The sequence below is a fragment of the Mesorhizobium sp. M5C.F.Ca.IN.020.29.1.1 genome (assembly GCF_003997375.1).
Classification (GTDB): Bacteria; Pseudomonadota; Alphaproteobacteria; order Rhizobiales; family Rhizobiaceae; genus Mesorhizobium; species Mesorhizobium wenxiniae.
Genome location: NZ_RZSW01000077.1, coordinates 1 through 16,561, shown reverse-complemented (window position 1 = coordinate 16,561; position 16,561 = coordinate 1). Strand labels below are relative to the sequence as shown.

The 16,561-nt window shown below is 63.5% G+C and carries 17 protein-coding genes; 11 read left to right on the top strand and 6 right to left on the bottom strand.

The window, feature by feature from the left end; translation table 11 throughout:
- The 3 genes from EOA85_RS09250 to EOA85_RS09240 all read left to right on the top strand — a co-directional run.
- A partial coding sequence (locus EOA85_RS09250) for an iron-containing alcohol dehydrogenase (protein ID WP_127209186.1) occupies positions 1-822 on the top strand: 822 nt, incomplete at its 5' end.
- Positions 823-840: 18 nt separating this feature from the next.
- Positions 841-2,328 carry an NAD-dependent succinate-semialdehyde dehydrogenase gene (locus tag EOA85_RS09245; RefSeq protein WP_127209185.1) on the top strand — a complete coding sequence of 496 codons (1,488 nt, stop codon included), beginning with the start codon at positions 841-843 and terminating at the stop codon, positions 2,326-2,328.
- 11 nt (positions 2,329-2,339) lie between these two features.
- Entirely contained in the window at positions 2,340-3,164 is an 825-nt protein-coding gene (locus EOA85_RS09240; protein WP_127209184.1) for an alpha/beta hydrolase, read from the top strand.
- A 65-nt stretch (positions 3,165-3,229) separates the two neighbouring features.
- On the opposite strand, the gene EOA85_RS09235 is transcribed toward EOA85_RS09240, so the two are convergent.
- The 5 genes from EOA85_RS09235 to EOA85_RS09215 form a co-directional block, all read right to left on the bottom strand.
- The gene (locus tag EOA85_RS09235; protein ID WP_065009303.1) at positions 3,230-4,039 is read right to left on the bottom strand and encodes a formylmethanofuran dehydrogenase subunit C; all 810 of its coding nucleotides are present in this window, start codon (positions 4,037-4,039) and stop codon (positions 3,230-3,232) included.
- On the bottom strand, positions 4,036-4,944 hold the full coding sequence (gene fhcD / locus EOA85_RS09230) for a formylmethanofuran--tetrahydromethanopterin N-formyltransferase (protein ID WP_127209183.1): 909 nt from the start codon (positions 4,942-4,944) through the stop codon (positions 4,036-4,038). Before fhcD ends, EOA85_RS09235 begins: the two co-directional genes overlap by 4 nt.
- A complete protein-coding gene (locus tag EOA85_RS09225; protein WP_127209182.1) occupies positions 4,932-6,563 on the bottom strand; it encodes a formylmethanofuran dehydrogenase subunit A in 1,632 nt (543 codons plus the stop codon). The genes fhcD and EOA85_RS09225 overlap by 13 nt, the downstream gene beginning before the upstream one ends.
- Positions 6,557-7,651: a tungsten formylmethanofuran dehydrogenase gene (locus EOA85_RS09220; protein ID WP_127209181.1), complete on the bottom strand. Its 1,095-nt coding sequence runs from the start codon at positions 7,649-7,651 to the stop codon at positions 6,557-6,559. The genes EOA85_RS09225 and EOA85_RS09220 overlap by 7 nt, the downstream gene beginning before the upstream one ends.
- Positions 7,652-7,769: 118 nt before the next feature.
- Positions 7,770-8,150 (bottom strand): 4a-hydroxytetrahydrobiopterin dehydratase, encoded by a 381-nt coding sequence (locus EOA85_RS09215; protein ID WP_127209180.1) that lies wholly within the window; start codon positions 8,148-8,150, stop codon positions 7,770-7,772.
- 156 nt (positions 8,151-8,306) lie between these two features.
- On the opposite strand from EOA85_RS09215, the gene EOA85_RS09210 reads away from it, so the two are divergent.
- The 7 genes from EOA85_RS09210 (at position 8,307) to fae (ending at position 14,861) form a co-directional block, all read left to right on the top strand.
- On the top strand, positions 8,307-9,275 hold the full coding sequence (locus EOA85_RS09210; protein WP_127209179.1) for a beta-ribofuranosylaminobenzene 5'-phosphate synthase family protein: 969 nt from the start codon (positions 8,307-8,309) through the stop codon (positions 9,273-9,275).
- Between the two features lie 41 nt (positions 9,276-9,316).
- Positions 9,317-10,210 (top strand): NAD(P)-dependent methylenetetrahydromethanopterin dehydrogenase, encoded by an 894-nt coding sequence (locus EOA85_RS09205; protein WP_127209178.1) that lies wholly within the window; start codon positions 9,317-9,319, stop codon positions 10,208-10,210.
- A 13-nt stretch (positions 10,211-10,223) separates the two neighbouring features.
- Positions 10,224-11,336, top strand: coding sequence for an ATP-grasp domain-containing protein (locus EOA85_RS09200; protein ID WP_127209177.1), 1,113 nt, complete (start codon positions 10,224-10,226; stop codon positions 11,334-11,336).
- The gene (gene mch, locus EOA85_RS09195) at positions 11,333-12,289 is read left to right on the top strand and encodes a methenyltetrahydromethanopterin cyclohydrolase (protein WP_127209176.1); all 957 of its coding nucleotides are present in this window, start codon (positions 11,333-11,335) and stop codon (positions 12,287-12,289) included. Before EOA85_RS09200 ends, mch begins: the two co-directional genes overlap by 4 nt.
- Positions 12,290-12,374: 85 nt before the next feature.
- Positions 12,375-13,319 (top strand): RimK family alpha-L-glutamate ligase, encoded by a 945-nt coding sequence (locus EOA85_RS09190; protein WP_127209175.1) that lies wholly within the window; start codon positions 12,375-12,377, stop codon positions 13,317-13,319.
- A 59-nt stretch (positions 13,320-13,378) separates the two neighbouring features.
- The gene (locus EOA85_RS09185; protein ID WP_245485657.1) at positions 13,379-14,185 is read left to right on the top strand and encodes a triphosphoribosyl-dephospho-CoA synthase; all 807 of its coding nucleotides are present in this window, start codon (positions 13,379-13,381) and stop codon (positions 14,183-14,185) included.
- Between the two features lie 169 nt (positions 14,186-14,354).
- On the top strand, positions 14,355-14,861 hold the full coding sequence (fae, locus tag EOA85_RS09180) for a formaldehyde-activating enzyme (protein WP_077373969.1): 507 nt from the start codon (positions 14,355-14,357) through the stop codon (positions 14,859-14,861).
- 300 nt (positions 14,862-15,161) lie between these two features.
- Here the strand turns inward: fae and EOA85_RS09175 are convergent, their stop codons facing one another.
- Positions 15,162-15,860: a HisA/HisF-related TIM barrel protein gene (locus tag EOA85_RS09175; protein ID WP_245485656.1), complete on the bottom strand. Its 699-nt coding sequence runs from the start codon at positions 15,858-15,860 to the stop codon at positions 15,162-15,164.
- A gap of 55 nt (positions 15,861-15,915) precedes the next feature.
- Between EOA85_RS09175 and EOA85_RS09170 the strand changes: the two genes are divergently transcribed.
- Positions 15,916-16,561, top strand: a 646-nt coding sequence (locus tag EOA85_RS09170) for a hydantoinase/oxoprolinase family protein (protein ID WP_281033719.1), incomplete at its 3' end; no start/stop codon positions are given.

The following is a 16,561-nucleotide window of genomic DNA, read 5'->3' as shown; positions in this document are numbered from 1 at the left end:
GTGCCAACGACAGCCGGCACCGGCTCGGAAGTGACACCTGTCGCGGTGATCTCCGATCCGGATCGCACCATGAAAATAGGCATCTCCAGCCCGCATCTGATTGCGGCAGCCGCCATCTGCGACCCGGAACTGACGATGACATGTCCCCCGGGACTGACGGCGATCGCGGGCGCAGACGCGCTGACACATGCGATCGAGGCTTTTACCGCCGTCAGGCGCGGAACTGACCCCAACCTGCCGCAACAGCATGTCTTCATCGGCAAGAGCGCGCTGACCGATCATTTTGCGCTGCTCGCGATCAAGCTGCTTGGCCGCAGTCTCGAGAAGGCATACCGCGACCCCGCCGACGAGGACGCTCGGGCCGAAGTGATGATGGGCGCGCTTGCAGCCGGCTGCGCGTTCGGTACGGCCGGAACTGCGGCGGCGCACGCGGTGCAATATCCGATCGGAGCCGTTACCCACACCGCGCATGGGCTGGGTGTCGCCACCATGTTGCCGTATGTCATGAAGTACAACCGGGTCGCCGCGGCCGCCGAGATGACCGAGATCGGCCTTGCCCTTGGTCTCGACGGGAGGGACCGGAGTACCGGTGAGATGGCCGACGCGGCGATCGACGAGATCGGCCGGCTGTTTGGAGCGATCGGGATCACGCCTACGCTGGCCAAGCTCGGACTTCCCGCCGACAAGCTCGATTGGACGGCCGAACAGGCGCTCGGCATTGACCGTCTCATCAAGAACAATCCGCGTCCATTCGATCTGGCAGCCATGCGGGGCCTGATCCAGGCTGCCTATGATGGCGACCTCGCCACCTACGTCGTGTGAGCAATCGAGGAGCAGGCCATGAACATATCTCATCAGGTGCTGGAGGACGAGCAGGACACTGCCGACTTCCATAGATTTTCCCACGGCTTGTATATCGGTGGCCAATGGAGGCAATCCGCCGACAGCAGGGAAATCCAGGTCGTGGACCCTTCCACCGAGGCAGTGATCGCCGCCGTTCCCGATGCGACAATCGAAGATGCCGCGGCGGCCGTGGAGGCTGCGGCCAAGGCCGCCGATGGCTGGCGCACAACGGCACCCCGCAAGCGTTCCGAAATCCTCAGATGTTGCTTCGAGCTGATAACGCAACGTTCCGAGACGCTCGCAACCCTGATCTCGCTGGAAAACGGCAAGGCACTCAGGGACGCGCGTGGCGAGATCGCCTATGCTGCGGAATTCTTTCGCTGGAATGCCGAGGAAGCCGTTCGCATCACCGGTGAATTCGGAATGGCGCCTTCCGGCACGAACCGGATCGTGGTCGACTACGAGCCCATCGGCATCTGCATCCTTGTCACACCCTGGAACTTCCCCGCCGCCATGGCGACGCGCAAGATCGCGCCCGCCTTGGCTGCCGGATGCACCGTAATTTTGAAGCCAGCCAGCGAGACCCCGCTCACGGCCTACGCGCTTGCCGCGCTCTACCAGGAAGCAGGCGTTCCGCCAGGTGTGGTGAACGTTCTGACAACCTCCAATCCCGGCCCTGTGACGGCCGCGCTGCTGGCCGATCCGCGGGTGCGGAAACTCTCCTTTACCGGCTCGACGGGTGTAGGGCGCGTTCTGCTGGCCGAGGCCGCAAAGCACGTGGTTTCGTGTTCGATGGAACTTGGCGGCAATGCGCCATTCCTTGTGTTCGATGACGCGGACCTTGACGCGGCGGTCGATGGGGCGATGGTGGCGAAGATGCGCAACGCCGGCGAAGCTTGCACGGCTGCAAACCGCATCTATGTCCAGTCCGGCGTTTACGATGCCTTTAACGAATGCCTCGCCAGGCGGATGTCGGCACTCAAGATCGGCGCTGGTACGGACGCAGCCACGGAGTGCGGGCCGATGATCACTAGGAAGGCCGTCGACAAGATCGACCGTCTGGTCAACGATGCTGTCGCCCGTGGCGCGCGGGTGCTGTGCGGGGGCAAGGCAGGCTCGGGAACGGGATACTATTATCCGCCGACCGTGCTCTGCGACGTCCCGGCCGAGGCGGAGATGGCGCACGAGGAAATTTTTGGGCCGGTGGCGCCGATCTCGAGATTCGAAACGGAAGCCGACGTCATCGCGCGCGCCAACGACACCGAATACGGTCTTGCCGCCTACATCTACACGCGCGATCTTGCGCGTGGAATGCGGGTGGCATCCAAGATCGAAGCCGGGATGATCGCTCTCAACCGCGGCCTGATGTCCGATCCGGCAGCACCCTTCGGCGGCGTGAAGCAGAGCGGCCTCGGCCGCGAGGGCGGCCAGCATCACGGCATTGCCGAGTTCATGGAGGCGAAATACCTCGCCATCAGCATCTGAGCGGAGGAAGAGTGCAAAGCGATCCGTTTCGCATCCGCGACCACGTCGCGGATTTTGACAAAATCGTGCAGGACATCGTTCACCGCAGCGAGGCCGTTCGCGCAACCATTCCAATGACAGCCGACGTTGCCTATGGGCCGGATCAGACCGAAACCATCGACCTGTTCTTTCCCTCGGGCAAAAGAAGCGGCCTGCCGGTGCACATGTTTATCCATGGCGGCTACTGGAGAATGTTCTCCAAGCGCGACTACTCATACGTGGCGACGACGATTACCCAGGCCGGTGCGATTGCCGCCATCGTCGACTATGCTCTGATGCCCAAGGTCAGAATGGCTACGATCGTCGACCAGGTGCGCCGCGCCAAGCAGTGGGTTCTGGCCCATATCGCCGACCACGGCGGAAACCCGGCAGAGCTGACTGTCAGCGGCCATTCGGCTGGAGCACATCTTTCTACGTTTCTGTTCAACAGCGAGAATACCCCATCGAATGTGCGGGCAGTCCTTCTGCTCGGCGGGCTCTACGATTTGAAACCGCTCCAGAACTCCTTTCTCGCCAACGAGATTGGAATCACCGATGAGGAAGTCGCCATGTTTACACCTCTTGCCTATCGGCATGATCCTCAAACCAGGGCGACGGTTCTGGTCGGAGCCAATGAGACGCCGCCTTTCCGTCAGCAAGCAGATCGATTCAAAGAGAACCTGCTGCAGCAGGGTTCGCCGGCAACGTCGCTTGTTCTCACGAACCGCAACCACATGGACAGTGTCAGAGATCTCGGCATGCCCCAGAGCCAGGCGGGTGATTGCCTGACGAAACTGATTGCCAACGACCGCCGCTAACCCTCCCAGCAGACATGCCGGCCATCACCACGGCGGCTTAACCGCAATGCCGTCTGCTGAACGCCTCAGCGAGGGAAAAGAACCTCACCCATTCCAAGCACCGCGTTGTCACCGCCATATTTCTGCGGCGCCTTGCCCAGAAGCGGCCGTTTCAAAAAACCCTCGGCGATCAGATGGCGATCGACGATGGCGGCGAAGACACTCTCTGGCGCGCCGCATTCGACGAAGCTCGGCGACAGGCTTTTCGGCGCGCGATCGAGAAGGATCGAACCGCGACGCATCAGATAGCCGGGCATCTCGCCGGTGCCGCCGGCCACCACCAGCGTGCCGGCGATCATGCGGCTGCCGGCATGGTCGCCTGAGCCTTTCAGCACCGCGATCAGGCCGCGCCGCATGCGGTCGGCGGAAAAAGCGCCGGCTTTGCCCCTGACGATCAGCACGCCGCCATTCATGCCGGCCAGTTCCCCGGCGAGCGGCGCCCCAAGGTGATCACCGGCGTTGCCTGTTATTTCAAGCCTGCCGCCGCGCATGCCGGAGCCGGCATGCGGACCGGCATTGCCTTCGACCGTGAGTTTGCCGCCGCGCATGGCACGCCCGGCCTGGGCGCCGGCATTACCGACGACGCGAACCGAACCGCCCCGCATGCCCTCCGCCACGCGGTCGAGGCGCGCGCTTCCACCTTCGAACACGATGTCCAGCGGATCGTTGCCGGCGACGCGAAAGATATCGCCGACCTTCGATCCATGCTTCGACATGCCGATCTGGACTTTTTCGATATCGCGCCTTTCCATCCCGGCAAGCCGCTCCGGCGTCAGCGGCGACAGGTCAAGGCGCTCGGGCGGCTCGGCGACAAGGGTGAAGGTCAGCGCCTTCATGGCAGCATATCCTTCAGCGAATAGATGAACTTGCCGAGCTTGCCGCCGTAATTGCCGGCGCTTATGCGAACCGCGCCTCGCTTCGGCCCAAGCTCGATGACGGCCTTGATGCCGGCCTTCATCGCGGCGGCAACGGCATCGTTGGTCTCGCCGTCGATGACGATTTCCAGGACGGCGTTGATGTCGGGCCCGAGCTCACTCCTGACAACACCGCGCAGTGTCGGCGCGTAGGCTTCGTTGGCCGAGGCGATCATGCCCTTGTATTTACCACCGATCTTGGAACCCGAACGGGCGATGCCGCCCGGAAACGGCACGATCGCGCCGGGCACCAGGCCTATCGCGGCAACGGCGGCCTCGGCAGCAACCAAGGCCTTGGCGCTGCTTTCAGCCATGACAAAGAAATTGCCGCCGCCGACGGCACCCTTCGTCAGCCCGGTCGTTGCTTCGCACAGGAATTCGCCATCCATGACGGGAACGCGCCAAAAATGCCTGCCGCCGATTTTCTTGGAGATCTGCCAGCCGTCGCCGAAATAGCGCAGCGCCGAACCGAGCTTCAACTCGGCGCTGCCCTCCAGTCCGGCGAAGCAGGCCGAACCCGGCGAGGTCAAGACACACTGGCCGACGCGATTGAGCAGTTGTTTCTGCAGCTCGTCTGTTCCCATCGCGAAAATCATCACGCGGCAGCCGGGCCGGCCATCCGGTGTGGCCGATGGCGGCAGTTCGATATCGATTGCCGCTTCGCAGCCGCAGCCGATCACCGAGGTGGCAAAGCCGGTCATCGTGATCGCCGCCTGGCGCGCCCATTTCCGGTTCGGCGCGGTGATGATGATGGCGGTCGCGCGCATGCCGAAGGCCTCGGCAAAGGTATCGTCGATCGTTATGCCATGTACGCTCACATTCGGCATGCAACCTCGCCGAACGGCTGTTCGCGCGCTATCGCGGAATCCGGGAAATTGAACCAGTCCAGCGACAGGCCGTAACGCTGCTGGTGATAGTCCTCCAGCCGCCGCACCATCGCCTTGTCCGGCGACGGATTGAGCCTGAGCGCCTTGCCCCAACGGTAATGGGTGATCTCCCCATCTTGCACGACGAGAGCGCCATCCTTGAAGACATACGCCGCCTGCCCCAGCATTTTCGCAATATTCTCGTCCCTGCGGTAGACAGCGATGTCGGCTGTGACGCCGACGCCGAGATGGCCCCGATCCGTCAGCCCGAGCAGCTTGGCTGGGGCCGCGCGCGTCATGATGGCAATTTCCTCGAACGTGTATTCACGGTCGATTGCGGCCAGGGTGGACAGCGCCATGGCGGATTTTGGAAGTTCGGCAATCATTTCGGCGCGCGCTTCCCGGCTCATCAGCAGCTCGAACAGAGCCGGGTAGACGGTAAAGGGCGCGCCATTGGGATGATCGGTGGTGAAGAAGACACGCCACGGATCGTCGATCAGGAGAAAAAGCTCGAGCCCGATCGCCCACTGCATCGTGCCATAGAAATCCTTGCCATAGCTGTAGGGCACGATGCCGCCGCCATTGCCGTCCCCATCATGAATGACGGATTTCTTCGGGTGGGCACTGCCACGCGCCGAAAACTGCCGCATGACGTCGGAGGAGACAGTGACCGTCTGGCCGAACATTACCTGGCCGATGTCGATGGTGACCTCCGGCGTCGCGTTGACCAATTCGGCTAGACGCGCCGCGGCCGAGGAAAACCTGCGCTTGCCTTCGGTGCCGTAGCCGTAGAACTGGAGATGCGCGAGGTGCAGCGGCAGTCCTTCCGCCGCCGCGATCGTCGCGGCCGCCGTATCCGCCGATCCGGGGCTGCCCAGATTGTTGCAATGGACATGCAGAGGATGCGGGACGCCGAGACTGTCGACGGCCGCCTGCAGCGTCTTGACGATCTTGCGCGAGCTGACGCCATAGGAAGGCACGACGTCGTCCAGCGAGAAGGTGCGGACGTTTTCCTTGAAGGCGGCCGCCGCACCGGCGTTGATCACCTTGACCCCAAGCGCCCGCGTCGAGGCGACCGTCCAGGCGACATAGTCTTCGATCATCTTTGAGGGGGCGTCGTCGCGGATCATCGACAGCAGGAAATCGTCGTTGCCGAGAATGGCGAGCGTCGCCTTGTCGATGATCGGGATGTCGGCCAGTTCGAGGTGGGTGTGAAGTGCGGCTCCCGGCGACATCGCCGGCTCGACAACCGTCGTGAAACCCATTTTGGCGTAGAGGCAGCCGGTCTGGAAGGTCGACCAGCCCGCGTTGGAGAGCGGCGTCGTCGCCGGCCGCGCCTGATGCGCGGCATGCTGCTCGGGCAACAGCAGCCGTGCCGTATTCACGTTGCCGCCGCCGATGTGGGAATGGATGTCGATGGCGCCCGCCATCACGATGCAGCCGGCAGCGTCGATGGTCCGGTCAGCAGCGCCCCCCGCCGGCGCCGCAACGATCTTGTCGTCCCTGATCCAGAGGTCGCCCTTGCCGAGACGGCCGTTGACCGGATCGATGATGTCGCCGCCCGAGATTTTCGTCAGCATGGCAACGCGGCCTCGGCGGAGACATGACTGGCGACCAGGCGGATAACAGTTGCAGCGGAGGGCAGTTCCGACGCCGCTCGCACATCGACCGACCTTAGCGAACCGGTGCGGCTGGAATAGACCACCGCCTCGTGATCGACGCCCGCTTCGCCAATTGCGATGGTGACTGCAGCACCCGCGATCGGCTCCTGCGTTTTCGCCAGCACAATCAGCGCCATGCGGTTCTTTTTCTTCTGCGGCTGGACAATTGAGGAAGAGATCCGCAGGTGCAGGTCGGCTTCGCCGGCAGCGATCATCCGCGCGACATCGTAACGCCAGGGGTCGAATTCCGGGAAGCCGCGCGCAAAGCCGGTGCGCAACGGGAAACCCGTCATCCAGGTCGAGGCGAGCGCGCTTCCCCAGCCGTTTTCGTTCGCCGGCAGATGAAGGCCGGATGCGCGTGACTTGCGGTTGAGATCGGCGATCAGTCCTTGCAGCATCTCCAGCGCCAGCCCTTCGGTTGCGCCGCCTGAAAACAGGAAGACGGGAAAATGCGCAGCCTCCAGGGCTTTGGCGAAATCGTCGAAATTCGAGACCGGTTGCGATGTCCGACGCCCCCTGCACTGCGCCCTCAGCGCCGCCAGCGTCGCGCCGAGGCTTGCCTCGCCGCAGGAAAGGAGCGTCGCCGTCCGCCCGTTGTTCAGCGGCGGAGCTGACGCCCCTTTCGATCCGACCAGAAAGATTTCGCGTTGATTCTTGGCCGAGAGATCGGGAACCGTCTCAGCAAGCTCGCCGACAAATTCATGATGGATTTGCGGGAGTTCGCCCACAATCACCACGACATCGGCGCGCCGGCGCGTCTCGCCGGGCGCGACGGTCATCGCGCCCTTGTCGGTAAAAAGCGCGGTCTCCCGCGAAAGTGCCGCGCCATCGGCGGCATGATCGTATGCCGCGCCAACCCGCTCAGCCAGCGCGATCGCCGCCCTGGTGCCGTGTATATCCGTATCCAAGCTGAAAACCGGGCACCGGCTCGACCCCAACAGCGCGGCGGCATGTGCAGCCGCGCGCTCGACCAGCGTTTCCCGGTTGCCGATCCAAGCAACCGCCATCCACTACGCTACTTTCTGGTGCCGGCCCGATCCTAAACGAAACTGGATTGGCCGTGAACCCCGCCTGCCAGCAGATTAGCGAATGTTTTCATACGCTATCAACAAATTCCGATCGCGCTTAATCATATTTGATGTAAGCGAAGCGCTGATCGGTCGGCGGGGTGCCGTCCAGCGCGCCGCCTTCCTTGGCCGGCTGCCACTGGACGACCTCCTCGATCTTTTTGGCCAATTCGAAGTCTTTATCGGTGATCCCCTTCGCTGCGTGGTTCATCAGGCGCACCTCGACCCAGGCATAGGAGGCGGTGATGTCGGGATGGTGCCACGCCGCCTCGGCGAGATGGCCGACCGTGTTGATGACCATAAGTGTCGATTTCCAGCTGTGGGTCTTGTACTTGCGCCGGATCCAGCCGTTCTCGTAGCGCCATTTCGGCAGCTCCTTCTCGAGCCGGTCAGCAATCTCGGCTTCCGAATAGACCTTCTCCTTAGCTGTCTCGCTCATCTCGATCTCCGCGAACTGCCCGGTCTGTCATGCCGGGGCCAAAACAGATAAAACGAATGCACTCTCTCCGGCTTGCCCCTTCGACGAAAACAGCTATCATGGTGACGGGCACCTAAACTTCCATGATGCGTCTATGATGCACCCATCGGGGGGTAGATGTCGAATTCTGTTACCATACGAGTGCCCGCCCGCCTGCACCTCGGCTTCCTCGATCTCAATGGCGATACCGGCCGCCGCTTTGGCAGCGTCGGGCTACCATTAAGCGAACCCGAAACCATCGTCACCCTGTCGCGGTCCAGCGAGACCATCGTCGAAGGCACCGAAAGCCGTCGCGCCGGCGAGCATTTGTCGACGCTCTGCAGCCATCTCGGCATTCGCGGCCAGCACCGGCTGGTGGTCGAACAGTCGATCCCGAGCCATGCCGGCCTGGGCTCCGGCACGCAGATCGCCCTTGCCGTCGCCTCGGCGCTGCGCACGCTCCACAAATTACCTCTCGATATCGGCGGCGACGCGACCCTGCTCGAGCGCGGCGGCCGATCCGGCATCGGCATCGGCAGTTTCGAACGCGGTGGTGTCATTGTCGACGCCGGCAAGGACGACAGCGGCAGGCCGCCGCCGGTCGTGGCGCGCCTGCCGTTTCCGGAAGAGTGGCGCGTCATCATGATCCTCGACCACGGCGGCCATGGACTGCATGGCGATGCCGAGATCGCGGCGTTTCGTTCGCTGCCACCCTTCCCGGCGTCCGCCAGCGGCGAGATCTGCCGGCGGGTGCTGATGGGCATCATGCCGGCTTTGATCGAGCACGACCTTCCAGCCTTCGGCGCCGCCGTCGCCGCGATCCAAATGCTGATCGGCACCCATTTTGCCCCGGCGCAAGGCGGCGTGTTCACCTCCAAGCGGGTCGAGAGGGTGGCCCACGGTCTCAATGAAGCAGGCGCCGTCGGCATCGGCCAAAGCTCGTGGGGACCAACAGGATTTGCCTTCGCCCCATCGCAAGACGCCGCAGTCAGCTTCGTCAGCGCGGTTCAGCAGACAGTTGAAGACAGCATCGAGATCAAGATCGTCAAGGGCAGGAATTCCGGCGCGAAGATCAGTTCGACCAAACTTGATCTCGTCGGCAGCTGACGGCTCGGCAACGCGATCACTTTCAAGCAGAAAGGCGAGAAATGGCCCGTAAACATATCCTGCACATGCTGACGCCGTTGAAGCATATGAGCCCTTTCGACGTGAACATGGCGCTCGACGCAGGCTTCGACGCCGTCGTCCCCTATGTCGGTGTAAGCCTGGGAGAGGTGACAGGCCTCGTGCAGGACGCGATCTTTTCGCGCCCGCCCGATGCGGGCGTCGATACCGGCATCTTCATCGCCGGCAAGGACGCCTCGCTGGCGCTCGACATGTTCGACGCAGCGCGAAGAGCGATGGTGCCGCCTTTCCAGGTTTCGGTATTCGCCGATCCGGCCGGCTCATTCACCACGGCCGCGGCGATGGTGGCCAAGGTCGAAAAAGCGCTGGAGAAGAAATTCGAGCGCGGACTGAGGGACACGAGGATCGCTGTTTTCGGCGCCACCGGCGTCGTCGGCTTCTGCACTGCCGTCATCGCCGCCAGGGAAGGCGCGGGGGTGACGCTTGTCGGGCATGACGGCATCGAAAGGGTCAAGCAGATCGCGGCCGAGATAGAAAGTCGATTCAACATCGCCGTAGATGCGGCTGACGGATCGAGCGACGCCCGCAAAACGAAGCTGGTCGAGGCGAGCGAGGTGATCCTGGCGTGCGCCAAGGCCGGCGTCCAGGTGGTCTCGAAAGCGCAGTTGAAAGGCGACGGCCTGCTCATTGCCGCCGACGTCAATGCGGTTCCGCCGGCCGGCATCGAAGGCGTGGCCGTCAATGCCAATAGCGATCCCCTCGAAGCGGCAAAAGCTGTCGGCATTGGTCCGCTTGCCATCGGCAATGTAAAATACAAGGTCGAATTCGGCCTCTTCAAAAGAATGATCGAAGCCGAAAAAACCATCACGCTCGATTTCCAGGAAGCATTTTCCCTTGCCCGCGAGATCGCCAAATAACGCCGGATCTCTATTGATCGCGGCGATTTCAGGCCGGGCGCTGGCTGCCGCTGCGCGCCGCGCCGGCTATCGTCCGCTGGTCGCCGATTTCTTTTGCGACACGGACACGGTCGCGCTTGCCGAACGCGCGACGATGCTGCCGGGCGACCTGCAGGGCGGCATCGACGGCGAGCGCATCATCGAGACGCTTCAGCAATTGGCAGGAGACGACCAGCCGGTCGCCATCGTCCTGGGTTCTGGCTTCGAGCGGATGACGGAGACCGTCGATGTGATCGCGCGCCATTTTCCGCTCGCCGGCAATAGCGGTGGGGCGATCCGCAGGATCAAGGACCCGCAACTGCTGGCCGCCGATTGCGCCGAGCTCGGCATTCCGCATCCGCAATTCCGATGGGACCGACCGCCCGATCCCGAGAACTGGGTGGTCAAGACCGCGGGCGGCGCCGGCGGCGCGCATATCAGGCGGGCCGCCGGAGAAACCTCGGTATTACAGAGTCAGGCTCCTGGCGGCCGCTATTTCCAGCGCTTTGTTCCCGGCCGCAGCATCTCGGCCCTGTTCGTCGGCGACGGCCAAACCGCTGATATCGTCGGCTTCAGCCAACAATGGGCGTCGCCCGCCCCGGCAACGCCCTATCGCTATGGCGGCGCCGTGCGGTTGAGACGGTTCGATCGCAGGCAGGCGGCGATGATCCGCGGCTGGCTTTCAGGTCTGGCGGGCCGCGCCGGCCTGGTTGGATTGTGCAGCGCCGATCTCATTCGCGGACCGGATGGCTATAAGCTCATCGAGATCAATCCGAGGCCAGGCGCCACGCTCGACATTTTCGACGATGCCGACGCGCCATTGATCGAAGCGCATTTGCGCGCCGCGGCAGGCAGGGCCTACCGCCTGCCGCGTTTCGTCGATTCGATGGCGTCGATGGTGACCTATGCCGCGGCGTCGATCGCCCGGTTTCCATCGGTTGCCTGGCCTGAATGGACTGCCGACCATCAGTCGCCCGGCACCCGTCTGATTGCTGGCGATCCGGTCTGCACCATCTTCGCGCGCGGTCCGAGCGCCGATCTGACCAAGCGGCTCATCAAGGGACAAGCCAGCCGATTGCAACATCAATGGGAAGGAGACCGGACATGAAAGACGGTTCGGCATTCCTGAACGACAATGCGCAGCGCATCATCGACGGCATGATCGGCAACGCCGAACGCCTGCGCATCGGCGTTTCCAGGGGGCCATTGGGCGAGTGCCTGATCGATGCCGGCGCCAAGGCCGCCGGCGGCGTCGAGGCCGGGCTGCACATGGCGGAAGCCGCGATGGGCGGGCTCGGCAGCATTTCGGTGTGCATGGACCGTGGGTCGCAGAAATGGCCGTTCACCATCGAAGTGCGGTCCTCGCAGCCGGTGCTTGCCTGCCTGGGCAGCCAGTATGCGGGCTGGAACCTGTCGAGCCAAGGCTATTTCGCCATGGGATCGGGACCGGCGCGGGCGCTCGCCCGCGTCGAACCGCTGTTCGAAGCACTTTCCTATCGCGACACTGCGTCATCCGCTGTGCTTATCCTGGAGACCGCCGAACCGCCGCCCCAGGCGATCGTTGAGAAGGTCGGCAGGGCAACCGGATTGCCAACCGAAAAGCTCACCTTCCTCTATGCGCCGACACAAAGCCTTGCGGGCGGCGTGCAGATCGTTGCGCGCGCGCTCGAGGTTGCCTTGCACAAGACCAACGATCTCAAATTTCCGCTGGAGAACGTTGTCGACGGCATCGGCACGGCGCCTATCCCCGCCCCCCATCCGGATTTCCTGACCGCCATGGGCAGAACCAACGACGCCATCATCTATGGCGGCAGCGTCCAGCTGTTCGTCAAAGGCTCGTCGAAAGACGCCAGCGAGCTTGCGGAGCGACTGCCGAGCCGCGCCTCGCGGGACCACGGCCACCCCTTCGCCGAGGTCTTCAAGCGGTTCAATGGCGATTTCTATGCCATCGATCCGCTGCTGTTCAGCCCGGCCGAAGTGATCGTCACGGCGATCGAAACCGGCGATACGTTTCGCGCCGGCGAGCGTGATCTGCAGATGCTCGAACGGAGCCTCGGTTAGACCATGGCTCTGCAATGGATTCCTCGTTCATCCGCCTGCCGGGCCGCCCGCTCGCGCCTTCGATATCCGGTATCCGAGGCGTGACATGATCCCCCGCATCCTGGTCGTCAGCGACGTCTCGGACGCCCGCGCCAAGGGCCTGGCGGCAAGGCTGGACTGGCGCGGCGCGGTGGTCGCAACCGTGCCGCTGGCGGCGATCGCGTTCGACACCGGCAGCCCGAGCGGACTGTCGATCCCCGGCTTCGACGGCGCGCTGCCCGACGCCGTGCTGGTCCGTTCGATCGCCGCCGGGTCGTTCGAAGCGGTCACCCGCCGCCTCGGCGTGCTGCACGCATTCGGCAAGCTTTCCATTCCGGTGTGGAATTCCGCACAGGCGATAGAACGCTGCGTCGACAAGTCGATGACGACCTTCCTGCTGAAGGATGCCGGCCTGCCGACGCCGCCGACATTCGCGGTCGAGGGACGTGCCATGGCCGAAGCGATCGCCGGACGCGAACTGCCGTTTACGCCGCTGGTGCTGAAGCCGCTCTTCGGCGCACAGGGTCGCGGCATCAGGCTGATCGAAACACTGTCCGATCTCCCCGCCGAGGACGAGGTGAACGGCGTCTACTATCTCCAGCACTACGTGCCGCGTCCCGGCCCTCCTTTCCGCGATTTTCGCGTTTTCGTCTGCGCCGGCGAAGTCCTGGCGATGATGAGCCGGCGTGGCGACGACTGGATCACCAACGTCAATCGCGGGGCAGTGCCCGAGCAAGTCTCAGGGCACGGCGAAACCGAATTAGCGGCGCTGGCAAAAGCCGCCGCCGCCGCTATGGGCGCGGATTTCGCCGGCGTCGATATCGTGCCGGCGGCCGACGGCAAGCTGTTCGTGCTGGAGGTCAACAGCATGCCCGCCTGGTCCGGGCTCCAATCGGTCGTCGCGGTGAACATCACCGATGCGATTGCCGACGCCCTGCTGAAATTCCTGGCCGATCGTACCGAGGCGGCGGCAGCGCGACCCTGCCGCCTCACTGCGCCGGCGAATTCGTGACCGACGGCATGGCGCTTTCGCGAGAACGCCTCCGGGCTGCCTATAAGGACGCCTGCCGGATGGAGATCGAGGCGCTGAAACCGGGCAATGTCCATCTATTCGCCGACGGGCACGGCATGTCCGCCGCGCAGTTCATGACGAGCGCAGAGGTCTCGTCCGCGCCGCTGACCGATCCGCGACTGCCGGTCGGACAGCGCATGCTGGAAGCAGTCCGCGCGACACGTCTGGCAGTCGCGACCAATACCAATCTCGGTATCATCCTTTTGGCAGGGCCACTGCTGTGCGCCGCCGAAATGGCGGGCGCCCAAGAACACGACAGTCTACTGCACGACAATCTCGACGCGGTGCTGCGCGCGATGAGCATGGACGATACCGGGGCGGTGTTCGAGGCGATCGTCGCCGCCGCGCCGGGCGGCCTCGGAGAGGCGACGAACGATGTGCGGCAGGAGCCAAAAGTTCATCTGCTCGAAGCCATGCGGGAGGCGGCCGACCGCGACATGATCGCCCGCCAGTATGTCACCGGTTTCGGCGACGTGTTCGGCGTCGGGCTTGCGGCTTTGCAAGCGGCCTTGGCGCGCGGCGAAGGCGGCATGTGGCCAACGGTGTTCGCCTATATGGCGTTTCTCGCCGGCTTCCCGGACAGTCATGTGGCGCGCAACCATGGCGCTGAAGCCGCACATCAGGCGCGCCAGGAAGCTTTTGCCGTTGAAGCCGCGCTGCATGCCAATGACGACGAGGCGTCACGCATTCGTCTGCTCATGGAACTGGACCGCCGGCTGAAGGCGAACAACGTCAACCCCGGCACCTCGGCCGACCTGACCGTGGCTACTCTTTTAGTCCACACCCTCGGCGTTCAGCTTGCATAATCGCAACGTTGGTGGTTGACTTTCGGGAGCGGAAGCTGGGCTTTCCGCGGCTATCCAGCCAACCGGTCCGGATCTCCGGGCGCTGCCAACAAGGATAGCTGTCCATCGAGCGCTCGCTCGGTTTGCGGCGTCTTTGGACACCATAACTGTGTCTTGGAGGAGAATTGGCATGGCAAAGATCTCGAAAGTAATGGTCGGTGAATCGCTGGTAGGAGACGGCAACGAAGTGGCGCATGTCGACCTGCTCATCGGCCCACGGGGGAGCGCGGTCGAAACAGCATTTTGCAACGCGCTGACCAACAACAAGGACGGCTTTACCTCGCTTTTGGCGGTGATCGCGCCCAATCTTCAGTGCAAGCCCAACACCGTGATGTTCAACAAGGTCACGATCAAGGGAGCCAAGCAGGCCGTGCAGATGTTCGGCCCGGCGCAGCATGCGGTTGCAAAGGCCGTACAGGACAGCGTCGCCGAGGGGATCATTCCCGCCAACGAGGCGGACGATCTGTTCATCTGCGTCGGCGTTTTCATCCACTGGGACGCCGCCGACGACGCCAAGATCCAGAAGTACAATTACGAAGCGACGAAGGAAGCCATCCAGCGCGCCGTCGCAGGAACGCCGACCGCCGCCGAGGCCACGGATAAGCGGGACCAGGTGAAGCATCCGTTCGCGGCTTAGACAAGAGACAGCCCCGCACAGGCAAAACCCTCGGCGGAGCCCGAGGGTCTGTTGCGCCGCCTGAAAAAGCTTCTGGGCCTTTAGGAATCGGACCCGATCTTGCCTTCTCCCTTGTGGGAGAAGGTGGATTGGCGCGCAGCGCCAAGACGGTTGAGGGGTGCTGGAAGGATCGCCGGCGGTGCCAAGCTGGAACTCCCCTCATCCGACCGAGCGGAGCCTGTCCTCGGGCTTGCCGGAGGCAAGACCCGTGGGCTCGGCCACCTTCTCCCACAAGGGGAGAAGGCAAGAGCCGCGCGAACCTCAGGCACCAAGCGTTGCGAGGTGCCGGGGCGTGAGCGTGCCGTCATGCAGCGAGGTCGCGACCAGCGCGGCGGCGATACCGAGTGACGAAAGGGCGCGAATGTCAGCCTCGTTGCGCACCCCGCCGGCCGCGATGACGGAGCGGCTTCCAGCCTTCGCCTTGATCGCCTCGAGCCGCGTGAAATCGGGACCGGAGGCGGAGCCGACCTTGGCCAATGTCATGACGATCACCCTTTGCGGCCAGCGCTCCGGCTCGTTGAGAAATGATGCCGGACCGCGAAACCCGTCGTCGAAGAAATCCAGCGACAGGATAAGGTCCGGATGATCGCAAAAACGCCGCAACAGCGCGTCGTCCTGCTGCGATTCGGATCCCAGCACCGGGCAAAGCCAGGATTTGGCAAGTGCCGCCGAAAGTGTTTTCTCGTTGGCGATGCCGGCATCGACCCAAAGCTCCGGCGGCTCCGCCATCGCCTTCAGCCGGGCAAGCGCCCCACTGTTTGGGATTCCGCCTTCGATGGCATCCAGATCGGCGATATAGAAGGTCGGAAAGGGGTAAAGCCCGCGCAGGCCTTCGGCGACCGCGATGACATCGGAAGTTTGGCTGAGCGGCGTAACGATCGGCCTGTAGCGATCGCGTTTTCCTTGCTGGGCGCGGACCACTTCGCCGCCCTTCAGGTCGAGAACCGGAATGATACGCAACGCTCTTTTCTCGCTGACCAACTGCCCCTGACCAACTGTGATGAAAGCTTGAAGTGTGGAAAAAAGAAAGAGCATCGCTGCCGGCTTCGATATTGGCGGCGCCCATCTGAAGGTGACGCGAGCGCAAGACGGCCGCATCGTCGAGGCAGTAACGATCGCTACGCCGCTCTGGCAAGGGCTCCAAACCCTAACCTCGGCATTCGAGGAATCGGCTCCGATCTATGCCGGCGCCGACCTCAACGCATTCACCATGACCGGCGAACTGGCGGATGTCTTTCCGTCCCGCGACGCCGGCGTCGCGGCTCTCCTGGATGAGATTTCAACCCGTTTCGCAGGCGAAAAGTTGATCTATGCCGGGCCCTCCGGCTTTGTCGGGGTCGAGCAGGCAGCGCGGCTGAGCAGCGACGTGGCCTCCGCCAACTGGCACGCGACAGCGTCGTTGGTGGCGACACTCGCCGGCGATGCCCTGTTCGTCGACATGGGCTCCACCACCACCGACATCATCGCCATTAGGAATGGCGCCGTCGCCAACGACGGCTACACCGATGCCGGACGGCTTCTGAGCGGCGAACTGGTCTATACCGGCTTCACCAGGACGTTCCTGTTCGGTGTCGCCTCGTCGGCCCCCGTCCGCGGCAGGCTGACACCGCTGATGAACGAGTATTTCGCCTCGATCGCCGATGCGCACCGGATCCTGGGGG

Excerpts from the sequence above, each read along its gene's own strand:
- EOA85_RS09215 (WP_127209180.1), bottom strand. The coding sequence starts at position 8,150 with ATGAGCGAGACAGCTAAGGAGAAGGTCTATTCGGAAGCCGAGATTGCT.
- EOA85_RS09185 (WP_245485657.1), top strand. The coding sequence starts at position 13,379 with ATGGAGATCGAGGCGCTGAAACCGGGCAATGTCCATCTATTCGCCGAC.
- mch (WP_127209176.1), top strand. The coding sequence starts at position 11,333 with ATGAAAGACGGTTCGGCATTCCTGAACGACAATGCGCAGCGCATCATC.
- EOA85_RS09210 (WP_127209179.1), top strand. The coding sequence starts at position 8,307 with ATGTCGAATTCTGTTACCATACGAGTGCCCGCCCGCCTGCACCTCGGC.
- fae (WP_077373969.1), top strand. The coding sequence starts at position 14,355 with ATGGCAAAGATCTCGAAAGTAATGGTCGGTGAATCGCTGGTAGGAGAC.
- EOA85_RS09190 (WP_127209175.1), top strand. The coding sequence starts at position 12,375 with ATGATCCCCCGCATCCTGGTCGTCAGCGACGTCTCGGACGCCCGCGCC.
- fhcD (WP_127209183.1), bottom strand. The coding sequence starts at position 4,944 with ATGCCGAATGTGAGCGTACATGGCATAACGATCGACGATACCTTTGCC.
- EOA85_RS09205 (WP_127209178.1), top strand. The coding sequence starts at position 9,317 with ATGGCCCGTAAACATATCCTGCACATGCTGACGCCGTTGAAGCATATG.
- EOA85_RS09220 (WP_127209181.1), bottom strand. The coding sequence starts at position 7,651 with ATGGCGGTTGCTTGGATCGGCAACCGGGAAACGCTGGTCGAGCGCGCG.
- EOA85_RS09225 (WP_127209182.1), bottom strand. The coding sequence starts at position 6,563 with ATGCTGACGAAAATCTCGGGCGGCGACATCATCGATCCGGTCAACGGC.
- EOA85_RS09245 (WP_127209185.1), top strand. The coding sequence starts at position 841 with ATGAACATATCTCATCAGGTGCTGGAGGACGAGCAGGACACTGCCGAC.
- EOA85_RS09235 (WP_065009303.1), bottom strand. The coding sequence starts at position 4,039 with ATGAAGGCGCTGACCTTCACCCTTGTCGCCGAGCCGCCCGAGCGCCTT.